Annotated in this window: 10 protein-coding genes; all 10 read left to right on the top strand. The window is 35.6% G+C overall.

The window, feature by feature from the left end:
* Nucleotides 1-120: 120 nt before the first annotated feature.
* A complete protein-coding gene (csm6, locus tag EGS47_RS16230) occupies nt 121-1,254 on the top strand; it encodes a CRISPR-associated ring nuclease Csm6 (RefSeq protein WP_070153978.1) in 1,134 nt (377 codons plus the stop codon).
* Between the two features lie 67 nt (nt 1,255-1,321).
* Nucleotides 1,322-2,788, top strand: a complete 1,467-nt coding sequence (locus EGS47_RS16225) for a putative CRISPR-associated protein (protein ID WP_074964456.1) — start codon at nt 1,322-1,324, stop codon at nt 2,786-2,788.
* A gap of 262 nt (nt 2,789-3,050) precedes the next feature.
* Nucleotides 3,051-3,749, top strand: coding sequence for a vWA domain-containing protein (locus EGS47_RS16220; protein WP_010111349.1), 699 nt, complete (start codon nt 3,051-3,053; stop codon nt 3,747-3,749).
* Nucleotides 3,736-4,266 carry a hypothetical protein gene (locus EGS47_RS16215; protein ID WP_010111351.1) on the top strand — a complete coding sequence of 177 codons (531 nt, stop codon included), beginning with the start codon at nt 3,736-3,738 and terminating at the stop codon, nt 4,264-4,266. Before EGS47_RS16220 ends, EGS47_RS16215 begins: the two co-directional genes overlap by 14 nt.
* A complete protein-coding gene (locus EGS47_RS16210) occupies nt 4,250-4,981 on the top strand; it encodes a PP2C family serine/threonine-protein phosphatase (protein ID WP_213070261.1) in 732 nt (243 codons plus the stop codon). Before EGS47_RS16215 ends, EGS47_RS16210 begins: the two co-directional genes overlap by 17 nt.
* A 56-nt stretch (nt 4,982-5,037) precedes the next feature.
* Complete coding sequence (locus tag EGS47_RS16205) at nt 5,038-6,543, top strand: protein kinase domain-containing protein (RefSeq protein WP_125269801.1); 1,506 nt, start codon at nt 5,038-5,040, stop codon at nt 6,541-6,543.
* Nucleotides 6,518-10,057 (top strand): DEAD/DEAH box helicase, encoded by a 3,540-nt coding sequence (locus tag EGS47_RS16200; RefSeq protein ID WP_125269799.1) that lies wholly within the window; start codon nt 6,518-6,520, stop codon nt 10,055-10,057. Before EGS47_RS16205 ends, EGS47_RS16200 begins: the two co-directional genes overlap by 26 nt.
* Complete coding sequence (locus tag EGS47_RS16195; RefSeq protein WP_125269797.1) at nt 10,054-12,093, top strand: hypothetical protein; 2,040 nt, start codon at nt 10,054-10,056, stop codon at nt 12,091-12,093. Before EGS47_RS16200 ends, EGS47_RS16195 begins: the two co-directional genes overlap by 4 nt.
* Nucleotides 12,086-14,560 (top strand): hypothetical protein, encoded by a 2,475-nt coding sequence (locus tag EGS47_RS16190; RefSeq protein WP_125269795.1) that lies wholly within the window; start codon nt 12,086-12,088, stop codon nt 14,558-14,560. The genes EGS47_RS16195 and EGS47_RS16190 overlap by 8 nt, the downstream gene beginning before the upstream one ends.
* Nucleotides 14,561-18,292 carry a DUF2357 domain-containing protein gene (locus tag EGS47_RS16185; protein WP_125269794.1) on the top strand — a complete coding sequence of 1,244 codons (3,732 nt, stop codon included), beginning with the start codon at nt 14,561-14,563 and terminating at the stop codon, nt 18,290-18,292.
* Nucleotides 18,293-18,295 lie beyond the last annotated feature (3 nt).

Raw genomic sequence — 18,295 nt, 5'->3', positions numbered from 1 at the left:
AAGCTGTTTATTAAATCAGTGGCTATTCAGTCCAATGTTATTTTAGTGCTAGATTGTTGTTTTTTTAGTGATAAATAAGCAGAATTGTACTTTGCTTGGAAGTTATTTGAGGGGTAAGGAGTGAAAACGATACTGCTTTCGATCATGGGGATAAGCCCTCAGGTATTAACTGAAACACTTTATGCAATTCACATGCAAGGTAAGCCTTTTCCTGATGAAGTTTACTTAATCACATCAGTAAATGCAAAAGCAAAAGCAATTGAGTGGTTATTTGAAAGAGGGCAGATTGAGGATTTAAAAGCGCATCATAACCTTCCAGACTTCAAATTTGAATTAAGTCATATTTTGCTGATGCAACATGATGATGGTGTGGAGATTTTTAATGGGCGTGAAGAAGAGGATCAACAAAGTATTGCGGACTCCATTACTCGTATTGTTGCTAAGTTCACTGCAGATGAGAACTGTCGAATTCACGCATCAATAGCAGGTGGTCGCAAGACTATGGCATTTTATATGGGCTATGCCATGTCAATCTTTGGTAGAGAACAAGATATTTTAAGTCATGTTTTTGTTAGTAAAGATTTTGAATTTTCGGAGAATTTTTTTTTCCCAACCTTAAACGATAATTATATTGCTAACAAAGATAAGGTTTTAAATACTAAAGAAGCAAAAGTTACTCTTGCAGAGATTCCATTTGTGCGAATGCGAAATATGGTTGATCCAAGCTTTATAAATCAGATGGAAAGAAAGTCTTTTAGTAAGACTATTGCATTATTAAATACTTATAAAAATACAAGCATTAAGGTCCAAATAATATTTAATAAAAAATGTATTTTAGTAAATGGTATAGAGATTAAACTTCCACCGAAAGAACTAGCATTTTATCTTTGGTTATCTCAACAACCTGAAAGAAGAATTAATATTACTCGGCAGTTTTGTGCTGATACTAAATATAGCGCTTCTTACTTGAAAATGTATTCAATGGTTTCTAGCGATAGTCGAGTATTTACTTCTTTTAATGTTGATAGGGAAATGGTTGAGCAGTGTTCTGCCGAAACTTTGTCAAAATTAACAGATATAAGGCCATTCGAAAAAGATTGGCTTCAGCAAATTCGTTCTAAAATTAATGGACAATTTAAAAAATGGCTTGAAGCGATTGTGGTTGAAGCTATTGAGATAGGGAGTAATGAGTACAATACACAGCAACATGAGGTTTGTTATTTTATGTCTGAGACTGTAATCATTGAATGTTAGATAGATTAAGAAATAAACAATCCAATAGGTTTAATTTTTATTTAAATTATATGATAAAGGTAAGTTAATGCAAAAAGATAAATGTGTTATTTGTACTATAGGTACTTCTATTGCCAATGGTTGTGAGTTGCAACTTGAATACTTTAATCCAGGTCATGCATGGGAAGAGGATACAAAAATATTTGAGCAACAAATAAATCTGCGTGTTACAGGACTTAAAAACACCATACATAAAATATCTGCCGAGATTAATTCTCTTGAACGATTAGGTTTGACAACAATGAGTAAAGTGGTTTTGCTAGCAGCAGATAATGCGGCGAGTAAAGCTTGCGCTAATGAATTAAAAAAAAATATTGAACAAATTTTTGGTCTTGCGAAACAAAATATTGAAATTAAGCGTATTAAGGGGCTACAAGTACATGATGTAAAATCATTAAAAGAACAAGGATTTCGTGAGTTAGTCACCACAATATTGGCTTATTTAACGGATGATAACCTAAATTACCAATATGATTTGATCTTAAATCCAACAGGTGGCTATAAAGGAGTGATTCCATTTGTAACAGTATTAGGGATGTTATATGGAAAACGTAGTGTATATATATTTGAACATGCGGAACAATTGATTAATCTCCCCCCCCTGCCATTTAGTTTTGACATTGATATTTACAATCGTGTTGTGCCGGCATTGAAGCGTATTGATGAGCAAACGGCTATAGCTGAGCAAGAATATTACGCTTGTATTATTGATTATACTGAGCAGGAAAAACCGCTATTTACTTCATTTATTGAGCCTATTGGCGATAATATGGTAACGATTTCTCCTCTTGCTGAAGTACTTTTATCGATAGAGAATCGTAATTCCTATCCTATAGTTAGCCAGAATGTGATAGATGAACTCCAATATGATAATACACAACCAGCGTTAGCTTTAAAGCGATTAATTAAAAATAGTGTGAATCCATTATGGCGTAATCAACATAGTGAAAAATGGCATGAAACTAATTTAATCGTGATTAAGCAAAATGCTACTGCTGAACGTTTAGCTGGTTTTGTCAAAAATAATGCTTTTTATGTAGCTTATGCTTTTCGAACACATGAAATTTATGAGCGTGATTTACCAAAATATGATGAGAAAATGGCAAAAAATCTTAAGTATCAGCAATGGGAAATAACTGAAAATGTAGGCAAGTCACAAAGTAATGATATGGATTTATTAAGGGAAAGAGATCAATTGCTCATTGAAAATCGGTATTTAATAGAAAAAATTAAAACTCTAGAAGAAGTAATGGACAATAATGACTTGGATAAATTAGAGGAAAAAGATCAGCTTGAAGTGCTTAATCAAAAAATAATAGAGTTAAGTCAATGTATAGTAGACACTAAATTAGAATTAGAACAACAAAAAACACACGCTGAAATAAATTATCAAGCATTGGAAAAACAACTTGCTGAACAGCAGAAATCCACTAAAAAATTAATATCCAAAGGTTTCTTCTCAAGACTTTTTTATGTAGTTAAAGGAGGGAGGTAATTTGGTAATCCCCCCTAAAAATCAACAGTAAGAATCTATCGTTATAAGTGAAATATTACAGTGAATTATATAGTTGGCAAGCTTGCTATTGAAGAATTTTTATTTAAATATGATATTGTAAATTTACACAGAAATTGTAAGTGAAGATAGCAGTTTGTTTAAGCATAGTTTACTAAGAGTTCAGGTGGTCAGACGTAGCTGTGTTAATACATGTGCTTAATTATTTGTTAATTATATATTTAAGATAATAAGAGGATAAATTATGGCTGGATTTAACCCTGCTAATTTTACAGTTGCTAAAGCAAAACCTTTGCCAGTAGTACTACTGTTAGATGTCAGTAGTAGTATGGGGGGGGAGAGTATTAAAAAACTTAATATTGCTGTAAAAGAAATGATTTCAGACTTTGCCAGTGCAGAAAAAAATGAGGTAGAGATCTTAGTTTCAATTATTACTTTTGGTGCAAAAGTTCTCCTTCACACACCTTATACTTCAGCCAAAGATATCGAGTGGCAAGACCTTACAGTAAGTGGTAGTACCCCAATGGGTACAGCTTTTTCGATGGCAAAAGCAATGATTGAAGACAAGGAAACAACGCCATCACGTGCATATCGTCCAACAATTGTTCTAGTTTCAGATGGTGAACCAACTGATTCTTGGCAACAACCTTTACGTGCTTTAGTTAATGATGGGCGCTCAAATAAGTGTGACCGTATGGCAATGGCAATTGGTGGTGCAGCTTCTAATACCGTACTTAACGAATTTATCTCGGGTACAGAGAATAAAGTATTCACAGCTCAAGATGCTTCACAAATTCAAGAGTTTTTTAAATTTGTGACCATGTCAGTTACTACTCGTACCAATAGTCAAAATGCCAATGTTGTGCCTAAACCAGAAGAAATAGAGCAATTGGTTAAGCAAGAGCAAAATCAACAGCAAGAAGAGTCAGATGAGTTTATCTAAGCTTCACTGCATTATCGATTGTTCTGGAAGTATGGTGGAGTATGGTAAGCCAATGTTGTTGGTTAACTTAGTACGCTATATCAGGCAATTTACTGAGCAACATGACACCAATATATGTTATTTCAGCTGGCAAGAGAATATTACACAACTTCATTGGTCAGTTGGAAGTGATGTTGAATTACCTAGCACTAGCGGGGAGGGGAATGTTGATGCACTTTGTAAGTGGATTGAAAGAAACCCAGACGTCAAATTTTTGCTATTGACAGATGGTTACTTTAAGTTAAATGCACAACAGCGGTTTCAATTAAGCCAACTCGATCATTTATATCTGATAGGTGTAGGTGGTGATGCGGATCTGCCACACTTAAATACGCTATCTAATAATTGCTATCGTGCAGAACAATTAGATCAAGTTTTACATATGATTTTGCGATCCGAAATTGTAGCCATGATTCCATCGCGCAGAGTTGATTTAACTCATATTATTGAAAATGAATCGAATGATGATGACTGGTAATAGTTTAGTATGGCGAGGTTTCAGTGGTACCGAAATAGGGCCGTTTCATCAACGCCTTGGATTACCTAATCAAGATGCTTGTCACTTAGAACTTGATAATGAGTTGGTCTTGATTGCTGTGTCTGATGGTTTAGGAAGTAAGCCTTTATCTCATATTGGTTCTCAAGCGGTATGTCGAGCAGTAGTGAGAGTTGCTCGACACTATATGAGTACATTAGTAATTGAACCATTATCTGTTATTGAGTTGTTTCATAGTTTTTGGTTAGAAGAGCTGAATGGGGCTGAAGTTGAACAATGTAGCTGTACAGCACTCTTCGCTATTGTATTTGGAGATAGTACTTTTATTGCTCACATTGGGGATGGTGATTGCTGCATCATTACGTCGGTTAAAAATGAGCAACAGATCCATTTTTTAACTGATAAAGATGAAAGTTTATTTGCCAATCAAACATACTCATTAGGTAAAAAAAATCAGGTTGAAAAATGGAAATTTTGTGTACAGCCAACTGTAGAGTTAGAGGCTTGCTTTTTAGTTACAGATGGGATTGCTGATGATTTAGCTTCTGAGCATCGTATTGATTTCTATCGTGAACTGTTGAACCAATATCGTCTGTTATCAGATATTGAAGTTACTTTAGATGTAAAGCATTGGATAAGCGATTGGCCGGTGACAGGTCATAGCGATGATAAGACTATCGCTGCTTTATATCGTTAATCATTGTTGGATATATGTTTGAGTGCTCTAGTTAAGAGCTACAGGGGAAGCTTTATATGCAACAGCAAAAAGAACAAAAACTTACTCGGGTGAAAGATCAATTATCTCAATGGCATGAGCTGAAAAAAGAGTTAGGAAAAGGTGGACAAGGGGTTGTATATAGAACAGCAGATTCCGAGTTGTTAGTTAAAATGCCACTGAAAAATGGTAAAGAAATAACGGATAAGGAAGAAATCAATCATTTTCAAAAGCGGTTTGAAAACCTCTATCTGTTGCCATTAACCAATAAAATGCATATTACGAGACCACTTTATTTGCTTGAAGGGCAGGCTGGTTATGTGATGCAGATGATGCAAGATATGCAACCGATAGGAAAATGGTTGCCGCAAATTTTGAATAAGCAACTTGCTAAAACTTTCACTCGTCCTAGTTGGTTGAGTGAGGAAGTTCCTTTAGAAGTTGCTTACTCATTGGCTATGTATGCTAACACTGGCGGTACTAAGAGAAGATTAGAACTATTGAGCCAGACTTCTATCGAGTTATTAAGACTACATAGTGTAGGAGTGATATTTATGGATATTTCTCCAGATAATATTTACTGCTCAACTAAGCCAGAGCATAGTGAAGTGTGGATGATAGATGCGGATAATTTGCGCTTTGAAGGGGTAAGTTCGAAGTCTGGTGTAATCACTCCACAATATGGTGCACCGGAGATAGTTAAAGGTATTGATGGTGGTAGAGTTGTTAGTGATACTTACTCATTAGCATTATTAGCATTTAAAATTCTCACGATGTCTAATGCTTTTGAAGGACAACTTTTTAGTGATGTCGTAGGTGATGAAGATGACTGGGCAACAGACGATTCAGAAAGTAGTAAGCCTAATTTAGAAGTTCAAGCAGCACAAGGCGAGCTTCCGTTTATATTTGATGCTGAAGACAATAGTAATTCACGAGTCAATGGATTACCTGCTGAGTTGGTTTTAACACCCGATGTACTATATTTTTTTCAAAGAATGTTCGGAAAAGGACGTAAAGAGCCTTGGCAACGTCCGAGTCTTCACTCATTACCGAGGCTATTGGCTAAAGCAGCAGATAGTTCTATTCAATGCCATTGTGGTATGAGTTTTTATTATCAATCTACAAATGATACACAGTCTTGTCCATATTGTAATGAACATCATTCAAAACTTTTGGTCGCTACTAGTTATTTTTATACATCAGAGGGGGTAAGTGATCCAATTTGGACTTGGGTTACTCCTTTTATTGATGGTCAAAATATCCAACTACCACGGCGGATATCTGGTGATTTTGATATAGATCAACACAATATGCCAATGATTGAGGTGAATCAATTTGATCAGGATAGGTTTCTCTATGTTTCAGCAGAGGATGTACGAGTAGATATTCTGGATAATAATCATGTTCAGCAATTAACGAACCAATGGTTTTTGAATGAGCAGCAGATAGAGGAAGGTGTACAGTTATATCTACATGCTCCTTACTCGGTAATTATTGAGATTAAGGTTAAGGAAAATAATGCGATTCAAACAACTCAATATTGAAATAAATCATCTTTTTTGGATAGAACCGCTAGATAGTAAAGGAATTTCTTTTAAACAAGGAGATTTAGGCCAGTTACGTTTGAGTTCACGAACGGGTCAGTTACAGCTAGTTATTCATGGAAAATTATTTACGATTACTTTGCGTGAGCCTATTTTATTTAATGAGATAGTACTTGGGTTTGATCGAGCGAATGCTAATCTGATTGAGATCAGTCGAGTACATCAACAAAAGGATTGGCCTAAAGATAGTGTACAACTTGAGTTGGCAATGGTGTCCTTTAATGGTTCTGAAATTGAACTAGGCCCAATTGATATTGTATTAGACCCGAGAACATTAGAACAAGCAAAATCTGTAGGTTTAGGTGAGAGTTTCGAGACTATTCAAGTAGCGCTTGAACAATATTGTAGTTTTAGCCTATCTGATGAGTTAGAGCAACAGTATGCAATTGTGATGTTGGGAGAAAGCGCACTAGATCAACTTAAGTATATTGAAAAAAATGAAGATAATCATAATTTGACTAATAAAGAACCACAGCAAAAAATTAAAAATGGTCTAGTTTTATTGGGCAATAATTTGCAATTGGCAGTACAACAATATTCTGCAGTAGATTTTGATTATTTAGGGGTACGCAAGCTCGTGAGTCGTGCTTGTTCAACTTCAACACGTGCACTTCGTTTGGTGAGATTACAGCTCAGTTTTAGCGAACAACAAAAACAGGTGGCTTCTCTTGCTTCTCAGCAGATGCGTAAAATTATTACAAATCAAAAAGGATATTTAGCCACTTGGGATAAATATGGAAGTACAGAGGGTGAACAGTTACTTAAGCGTGCTAGAGAAATTGGTCGCATAGAAGTGATGCCTGAACAGTGTGAAGTCTATGGTGAGTTTGGTAGACAGATGTCTATTTATTTGAATAGAGATCTACGCACTTTATTAACAACTCAAGATGCATTGTTAATGATGAGCCCTGAAACCTCGGTTCCTTATCTCGAAGATCCTGAGATGGATTGGCAGACATTTAGTTCACAATTACTTGAGGACTATAAACAAAAAAAGGGCTTTGATAGCAATCTTTCAAATTGGGATCAACAATCTAATTCAGTGAGTACAGATGCTGAGTACCAAGATAATGTGGCATCAGTAGCTAATGAGCCAAGCCAAATTTTAAAAATTATTAAAGTTGAGCAAAATCGACTTATTGTAGAAGGAGTTGATATACCGTCGACTAAAATGATTATTGTACAATCTATTATGGGTGATCAAGTGCAGATTGAGCGACGGATGGCAGCTCGTAATGCAATTATTGAGGGTAAAAGTGCGATGCCTCATTTAGGATTGCTTATCGAGGAAGATGCTAGATTACCAAGTGGACGTGTTCAGCGTCCTGAAATAAAACCATTATCGAGTTTTGTTAAAACTAAAATATTTCCTAAAAATCCACCAACTAAGACTCAAGAAAAAGCGATTAAACTTGCTTTGAATACTCCTGATATCATGATTATTCAAGGGCCACCAGGGACGGGTAAAACGACTGTTATCACCGCCATTATAGAACGTCTTAATCAGGAATTGGATAAGAGTAAGTCAATACAGGGTGATATTTTGGTTTCAGGTTATCAGCATGATGCGGTTGAGAATCTATTAAATCGTTTATCAGTAAATGACTTGCCTGCAATTAAATTTGGGCAGCGTTCAGGTGAGAAAGAACAAAATAATGCTACTGATATTAAATTAGATGAATGGCGATTGAAAACTGTTGGAAACATCTATCAGCATGTGCCTGAGTTGAAAGAAAGTATTGCTTATTTACAGCTTGAAAATGAAGCTATAGCGTATGCGACAACACCAAGTGACAGTGCAGCTTTACGATTAGTGAACAAAGCAAAAGCATTATTAATTGGAATACCAAATAGTGCTGAGTTGATAAGTTTATTAAAGATTCTTGGTACTGAACTGAATAGTCAGCATTTAGGTGAGAGCGATGGCATAAGATTTTTACGTGCATTACGGCTATCAAAACCAGCATTTAAGGATGATGGGGTGCAGAGAGTTGCAGCATTAATGGCTTGGTTGGATGAGGAAGAGATCACTATTGAGAAAAAGTATTTAGATATATTACAACAAGCTATGATTTGGCAACCAAAAAATAATCTAGATTTTTTACCTCAATTAAAAGAAGTAAAGCAACAATTATTAAAGCAGTTTACACCACGTCCTCAACTCAAACGCAACTTAGCTAGAGAAGATGTGAAGTTAGCAATACAACGTACACTTGATTTACTGCAAGATCGTAGTCGTAATGAATCTAAAAATAGAGCCTTAATAGATTATTTGAGTGATTTAGAGGGTAATCCATATGCAGTGCAAGAAGCATTAGCAGAATACAACTTAGTTTATGGGGCGACAACAGGGCAATCTGAGGGCGAAGTCATTCGTCGTTTTAAATCAAAAAGTGGCGATGGAAAAGGTTATTTACAGTATGGCACGGTGATTGTTGATGAAGCTGCTCGTGCTAGCCCTCGAGATCTTATGATTCCTATGGTACAAGCAAAAGATCGTATTATTTTAGTTGGTGATCATCGTCAACTACCACATATTGTGGATGAAGCTTTATTGCAGCAGATGGAGCAAGAGTCAGATGATATCCATTCAGATATAAAAGAAAAATTTAATCAGCATATAACAAGTAGTATGTTTCAGTATTTATTTCATCGTGCTAAGCAATTGGAGCAACAAGATGGCACTCCTAGAACGATCACATTAGATGCACAATATCGTAGTCATCCTTTATTAGGACAATTTGCTAGTGATCAATTTTATAAGCTGTATGGGGAAGGGTATGAATCACCTCTACCAGCCAGTAAATTTTCTCATCAACTTGAAGGGATAGAAAATAAAGCAGCTATATGGATAGATGCACCAGCACGGCTGGGAAATGAGGATCGTAATGCCAGTAAGAGCCGATTTAGAAAGGCTGAAGCAGAGATGATTGCTAAGAAATTAAAGCAATGGATTGATAGTGAACAAGGTAAAAATCTTAGTTTTGGTGTGATTTCTTTTTATAAAGCTCAAGTAAATGAAGTAATGAAAGCACTTGCGAAATACCAAATTACTGAACAAGATGAAGCCGGAAATTATGTTGTTACTAAACACTATCAAATGCTTTTTGATCATGCAGGCAAACCTATAGAAGAGCGTCTACGGATTGGTACTGTAGATTCTTTTCAAGGTATGGAATTCGATGTAGTCTTTTTATCAATGGTTCGTTCTCAATCACAAAACTCACAATTTCTGAAAGATCGTAATTTTTCAGCAAAGCAACAACAACAAGTATTTGGTCACCTGATGTCTAAAAACAGATTATGTGTATCTGTAACACGACAGAAAAAGGCATTGGTTCTTGTCGGTGATAGTCAGTTGATTCAAGCACCCATAGCGGAACAGTCAGTACCTGAATTAAAAGCATTTTATGAGCTGTGTAAGAATCATGCGCAAGGAGTATTGCTTACATGAATCTACATATCCCTAAATTATTTAAGGTATTGCATCAGCCACACTCTATTGCTCAATATCATGCTAAAGCGACGCAGGATATTTTATGGCCATGCTTACGTTTTGCGATTTCATTACAAGCGAAAGCAGATCAAGACTTAAATCTATTTGAGAGTACATTATTACGTTTATTAGCTGAGGGGGAAAGTGATCTAGAGAGATTAAGCCAAAAAATGGGGCTTACGAATAAGGATGGCAAGTCTAGCCTTGTAGAGTTTCTAAGCCTTAAATTACAGCAATTAGACTTAATCACCGATAGATTGAGATTAACACCTGTAGGTGAACAAATCCTTGATCAAATTAATAATAATCAAACACAGGTTATTGGTGCAAGTATATATTTTGATTTGATTAATCACTGTTGGTTGCCAATAATCACTCGTGGTGAAATAACATCAATTAATGTTGAAGCAAATGATGACGGCTTAGTTGAGTTTTGGCAAGGGACTGTAGGTAATCCTACACCAATAAGAGCAATCCCCTTGTTTAGTGAAACAGTTTCTAAAAATGAGCCTAATGAGCGTGATGTAATTGATATTATTAAACGTTTTCGTCAACAAAAAAAGAAAATGGAATTGTCTTTTGGTAAAACTCGTAACGATGGTTTTGTTACAACTAAGGGGACTATTTCAGTAAATTCGGATGGTGAATTAGTTTATCTACATTGCTATGCTTTTATGGTGTCTGGTACATATTCCTTATATGTAAGTGATGGTTTTCGTTCAGGTATTCAGGATAGATTTACGAGAGGTTTTAATAATAGGAAAAATCATGATAGTAATTTATCTATTAAAACAGCATATGAAATCCTATATCAAAAAAGCCGAAAAAACTATCCACTTAAGGGTATGCAAAAATCAAAATCACTAGCTAAGCTTTACGAGGAGTTAAAGAACAGCCAAGTAAAAAATTCTATCGATCAGTCTGAATACGAAAATAATTTATTATCTTTTGTGAGTAAGAGCTATTACGAGATTGAGAAAATGCTAGCGGAATGTTATGCATTTTCTAAGCTTGAACGCTGTATTTCTGAACTTTCGAGCGATCCACAACGCAATGCGAATGAAGCAGAGAAAATCGCATTACAGATAGGTTTTAAGTTTAAAGATGGCAAGCTTGTTAATAAATTACTAAAGACAAATAAGGGTAGTATTATTTATCTCAAGGCAGAGCAACCTGAAATGTCAGCCTTATTATTTTGTCATTTGCTTTTAGCAAGGAATGATGAACAGCAACCCATGAGAGGGCTCGCTAAAGCCTACCCAGAGTTATTAAATGATATCGCTAAATTGCGCCGTTGGCGAAATCCGATTGATCATCAGGATGCGAATACTGTGCGTAATGAACTTGGTTTTGAGCAAATTGAATTCATTCATCAGCTTGTAGAGCGAATACGTGAAATTGTATCAGATTGGTTGAAGAGTAATGATAATCAAGTATCAGAGCAAATTACTCCTAATTGGCTTAAAGAGGATATCCGAAGTGAAGCTAACTATAAGTTAAATCAGCATTTTGGAATAATGCGTAGCGTAATGAATGAGCGTGTTTATCAAGGGTTATTTGATGCTTTAGTATTTGCCAATTTAGAGGATGCTAGAGATAGAACAAATGCTTTAGCAGGTGCCTTACAGCATGCTTTCTATCAAGCGTGTCAGTCCCTCGATGTAAATGAAGCAAACGACATCGAATTTATAAAAAGTCAATTAGTAACTTTAGGTGCTAAACAAATTAGCAAAACTAACTCAAATAAAGTGCAGCAGTCACTTAATGGTTGTAATACAACTCTTGGTGCAAATTTTATTGCTTTTTGGGCACAGATTACGGATCAGCAGAGAAAAGAATTTCCATTTGCTGAGAAGTTAATCTCAGCGATAGATCATTTAATCAAGATACGGGGGCATTCTGGTCCAATTTTAGGTCAGCATGAAACTTTAAAAGAAATTGAAAAAGCGGTATTTAAATTAATTAAGATTTTAATGGAGCAATATTGTGGATAAAAAACAGCAACAGCATGACAAAGATCAGGTTGAAAATACTCAGATGTTATCAGGGCAAAAAGAAGAGCTGGCAAAGCAAAAGCTAGAATTAATAGAAGGGCAAAAAGAAGTAGAACGCCAACTTCAATTTGTGAAATTGCGTGAACAGGCTGCTATTAAAAAGGAAGAGGATAATCATGCTCGTAGTCTTGAACTTGAAACACGCCATCAACAGCAAGAGGTTCGGCAGTTAGAAATAGAGCAAGGTTTACCGGCTCTTCGAGACAAAATTTTTGCGGAGCGTGATCAACAACTTGCAGATTCAAAACTACAGTTGAAACAACAGTTACAAGATGTAGCAAATCAACAGCAGCGGTTAGAAGCAGAACGTGAGCGACTTGATCGAGTGCAAGAAATCGTTGATGGTGATTTTGCAGAGCAAAGAGCTAATTTGCAGAGAGAATTACAACAGAAACGCTCTGAAGCAAGAGCTGAATTAGATAAGGAGATTCAAGAGCAGCGTGAAAAATGTTTTAAGGTGCTTGAAACAGAGATTCAGCAGCGTCGAGATGATCTTGAAAAAAGCAAACAAGAGTTTGATAAAAAGCAAGCTAAGTTAATTACTGACCAAAATGATGTAAAACTTGATCGAGTAAAAGTCGATGCATTACAAGATTCTCTTGAGCAAAAAATTGCAGAACGTATTCAGACCCGTTTACAGGAGTTTGAACAAAATGAGAAACAGTTTGAATCAGATAAACAGCGTTTGTTAGATCGTATTAAACAGCAAGAAGAATTGTATAGTGCCTATGATGAGCTTAAAAAACTGTTAGGTGACCGCTCAGCAGAGGAGGTGTTGCACGATCTTACGACTAAGAATGAAGAGTTAAAAGTATTGCGTGAAGAGCTCCAACGCCTAAGTCAGGAACCAGAGCAATATTACGATAACCATCGTGCTGAAGTTGCAAAGCTAGAGCAAGCTAATCAGAAGCTACAGGACGAAAAACGCGAACTGCAACGAAATTTGGATACTCAAGAGCAGTTAGAATATGACCAAGAACGTTTGCAAACTAAGTTTAATAGTCTTGAAGTAAGATATGAGGCAGTTATTGCAGATAATAATAAATTAAAAGAGACCTTGGATCGAGTTAGTCCATCTTATAAAGATCCAGCAGATATTAAGGCACGGCTTAGAAATATTAAGCGTCCTCATATTGAAAAGTTTGTGCCACGTCGTCAAGAAAAATCTATTAATGAACTAGACTGGCTTGAAACTATTCGGTCAAAGATTGATGACTATGGGCTACATTTTTCAAACCGTATTTTATGTGCCTTCCATACAGCACTCAAAATTGCTGAATGGTCACCTTTAACAGTCTTAGCCGGTGTGAGTGGTACAGGTAAATCTGAGTTACCTAAGTTATATAGCCGTTTTGGGGGGATAAATTTTATTAATGTGCCTGTACAACCAAATTGGGATTCACAAGAATCAATGTTGGGCTATTTTAACTCGATCAGTAATAGTTATGAAGCTCAACCGATGCTGAATTTTCTTGTACAAAGTCGTGAGAAGTTAATAACAGACAGTGAAAACTCAGAAGATAATTATAATGGTCTTGAAGATACTGTAAGTTTGGTATTACTTGATGAAATGAACCTTGCACATGTTGAACTTTACTTTGCCGACTTTCTGAGTAAGTTAGAGCAACGCCGTGCTGCGAAAAATAATGATCTACCTTACATCGATATTAATTTAGGTTCTAATATAGATCCTTATAAATTATCTCTTGGTCGTAACTTATTGTTTGCAGGTACTATGAACCAAGATGAAACGACTAAATCATTATCAGATAAGGTGATTGACCGAGGTACTTCAATCTACTTCCCTCGTCCAACTTCATTGCATCGTCGTGAAAAACTTAGAGCATTGCCTGAACAAGCAAATTTACTCCCAATGAGCATTTGGTGGGGGTGGATTAATAAACAAAGTAGCTTATCAGATGAGATTGTAAAACCTTATAAGCAATTAATTGAAAATATTAATAATTGTTTGGGGGCTGATGGGAAAGCATTAGGACATCGTGTTTGGCAATCAATTGAATATTATATGGTGAATCATCCATTGGTTATGGGTTTGGATGCACAGCAATACCCTGATGAATATAAAGAGGCGCTAAAGTTTGCCTTTGAGGATCAATTAGTACAGAAGGTAATGCCTAAATTACGTGGGATAGAGACACGTGGACATGCTCGACAGCATTGTTTAGATCCAATTCGCGACATTTTAGATAAAGAAAAATTAGATATTTTGGATGATTTTGATAAGGCGATGCGTATAGGACATTGGCAATTTAATTGGGTAAGTGCAGATTATTTGAATAATGAACAGAGCAATGAACGCTATCAAGAACTATTTAAGCTAGCAACCCCTACGGTGTCATCAGATCAAAAAACTAATGTTCAGCAAGAGTCGGTACAAGGAGTCTAAATGATCAACTTTGCAAATGAAAAGTTGAACGACTTTGGGCAACTATACGGTCGCTATACAGCACAGGAATTTATTGCACAGCAATTATTACAGGGACAGCATTTCTACTTGGTTAATCTTACCTTTGATCCGCTCACAGGTGAAGCATTACCACAACGAATGAGTCATTGGTTAAGTCACGATAGCCATGCACTTGAAAATACTGAATTACAGGATCGTTTTACTTATCTAATTGATCATGCTGTCGATGCTATTAACAATATTCTGATTATGCCTCGACAAACGATTAATAGAGTTCATGAGATGACCCCAGTTTACTTAGCACAACGCCTCGATAGCCGTTCTTTGCAGTGGTTAAGTCGTAAGCCTGGCAATAATCTGCGTGAAAAATTAGCAGCTAATCCGCATATTTTAGCTGCTACGCGTAAGATGAGCTTTGATACGCTTGAAAATCGTTTGTTAAAAACATTCTTAATTCGTGCTTTAGGTTTACTCTTAGATCGGCAAGCAGCGAATTTCAAATTAACAGAGCAGCAAGAGACTTTTATTGATTCAATACAGAAAATTTTACGACAGGAGGAGTTTCTTGCGATTAAACCATGGCAGCATATGCCACCTAACAATGTATTATTACAAGATAAACAATATAGAAAAGTTTGGCGATCATGGCGATTGTTAAATCGCCTAGAAGATGATTGTGAATGCCAACAAAAAAATGGTATCGCTTCTGGTTTTAATCTATTTAGTGAATTACTTAAGCAACTCGCAAGTATAGAAAATTGTCTAGTATTAGATCAGGCTTGGGATTTTAAGCTTGATGATTTATCAGCAAGCCCAGCTGTTAAACATACGGAAGAAGAAAATTTAGTTGAGGTTTTGGTTCTCGATCTTGGTAATAATGTAGCAAAGAGTTGTGCAAAAATAATGCCTCATGCCGAATTGCTATTGTCACTCACAATTGAAGGTGATATCCAAATACAGCGTCGAGTGAGAGCAGAGCAAACACAGACTTGGCGAATAGAGTTCCGATGTGTAGATGGTTTGATTGATTTAAAAGTCAATTCTAATGTTGATAGTGCTGATTTAAATACTTCTTGGCAAAGAGCGATGCCAAGAAATTTTTCTAGAGTGGCTAAAAGACTTGTTAACGATTTACTACAAGGTGATAGAGGACTTAAGCTGCAGAAAAATTCACAAGTTCAGATATCGAGTGACTTTGCCTCAGTAATGTTTGATGGTGCTAGTTATAAATTTAAAAGTAATGATAAAGTAGGTTGGATAGGACCAAATTTTCTTGATGCATCAGGCTTAGACTGTAGTCAAAGCCTATCATTATCAGATCATGAATGTGTATTTAGCACGAAAGAATTAGCTCAGGTTAATAATAGTGATCTCTATAATCATCAGTTGAATAGTTTTGCAACGTTATTAACGACTCAAATTCGAGTAAATAAGGGGATGCATTACTTGGTGAGAGATCACCATAGTGACTTTGAAACGAGTGATTTACGCCGAGAAATTAATCGTAATTTTAGTAATGTAAATCCATTACCAATAAGTATTGCAGCAGTCTATGCTTTATTGGATAAAAAAATTTTTAAACCTAATGATTTGATTATGGTATTAAGTTCAGACCAAGTCGGTATTTATGCTACGCCTGTATATTATCGTTGCGGTGAACAGATTGGAGAGACTTACCTTGAAAGGCACCCATCTATTAAGCTTTCTCAACAAGGTGAACAACAGTTATTACAGCAAGCCTTAGTTAATTCTGGCTTACCTCATCATATAGCGAAGAAATTTATTCAACTCTATAGTTATAGCGAAATAGTGTTAAATAAGGCACAGCTAGTACTACATGATGGTGAGAACTGGTATCGTGTACCAGCTGGAATTAAAGTAGAAAATATTGATATTTTTGATGTTTTATTGAAAGAAACCTCTGTATTACAGAAAAAAGAAGAAAAAACATACTTTCTTTCAGTTTCTACAGCAATCAAACAACAAAATGGAATCAAATCTACACAGTGGTTAGCTAGTGATCCTCTTTTAGGGTCACAAATTTTATTAGAAAAGCAATTTTTAGCGCCACATAAGATCTTTTGGAAAGATCATTTACCTCCATTGATGGCCCGTTTACCCGTGCAAGGTATTGAGCAAAATTTTTACTTTGTTGATACACGTACTTCGGTTAAACCAGAGCGTGGTGTTGCGATTAATATTCCAATAGAAACTCCCTTTACGTTGCCACCAGATAAGGAAGAGATACGTTTTACTATTTATCAAGGTAAAAATAGTCATAAACAGATATTTTCATTACTGTTATCGCTAAGACAACCACTTAAAATGCCCTGCGACTGTAAACTAACACTCACTTATACTTATGGCGATGAACAACCCTATAAATTACGTTTTTCTCCAATAGGTGAAAAAAAACCTTTTCATCATGTGGATGCACAATGGGGTAAAAAGATTGATGATAATGAAAGTAAAGTAGTTGCGATTCCTATTTTTCCTGAGAAAGTTACATTCGAAAAACTATTTACCTACCCTGGTAAAGAAAGGGAAACTAATATTATTGAATGGATTGAACGGAATTTAAAACAACTTGATGATATATATCATCTTAAATTACATGGACGAAATTCAAAAAGGTTTGATTTTAATTACCAAGATATTAAATGGGTTTCTGCTAAGGATTTTGGATTTTATGAATTACATCCTCAGCATAAAAGCATTTTTGTACATAAAAGCAAATTTAAAGATTTAGATGTAGAAAAACAAATTTTTTCTGCTGATGTATTTACTAAAGAGGGGAGATCCTCGTTAGAAAATATCGGTGAGCAAGGAGAAATTTCAGAATACGATCTAAAAGGCCTGTCAAAACGTTGGCGTTTTCCTATGCTCATTTTTAGTGACCAATCCCGTAGTTTTAATGATGCAGCAGAGTTGTCAACTGATTTCGCCCGTTTAGGGACTCAGGCCATAAAACAGGCTCAAGATTTATTAGTAACTCAGGGCATTAATACAACTCTTGAAAGCGAACTTAAAATGTTCTTGAGTTACTGCCATAAATTAATGCCTCCTCTTGCAGTAAATGATTTATTACAAGCTTCTCAGGATAAAAATTTACTCCGTAATGAAGATACACGATTTAAGTATGCTCTAGGTGATGTAAGTGAATTATGGCAACAACAATTACTTGAAAACCTTTTAGCACCTAGTGATGATACAGGAGGTACACGTGCAACTACTCTTGAAATTTTATCCGTAGCTATGTGGCGTGATAAAGCAGTAATTCATCGTTTAACAGCAGAACAAGTAATTACACTGACTTATCGATTAAATGAGCATTTACTAGAAGAGATTAAATGGCTTAAAAAAGAAGATAAGTTCTTTAAATGGAATTCATTTATTTTACGACTAGAATTGCTATTAGCACTATTACGTACGCGAGAAAGCCAAGATCCAAATATACGTTCGCTGTTTGCGCTTAATAGCGATTTAAGTACACAACTCTTAAGTACAGTTGAAAAAATGACTGATAAACAAGGTGAGGCACTCTCATATCAGCTTGAACAACCTAAAGTAGTAGCTAGAGTTAAATTAGTTGTAAATAAACCGGAGGGCTATCATCGTACACCAGACTTACTATATGCATTAAAACTTTATCTATCAGGGGATGATGGAGCAGATCAAATCATGATTACTGAATTAGTTAATAATGCCTGATAA

Origin of the sequence: Acinetobacter sp. FDAARGOS_515 (assembly GCF_003938865.1) — a bacterium.
In the GTDB taxonomy this organism is placed as follows: domain Bacteria; phylum Pseudomonadota; class Gammaproteobacteria; order Pseudomonadales; family Moraxellaceae; genus Acinetobacter; species Acinetobacter ursingii.
This window is presented reverse-complemented; position numbering and strand designations above follow the sequence as displayed.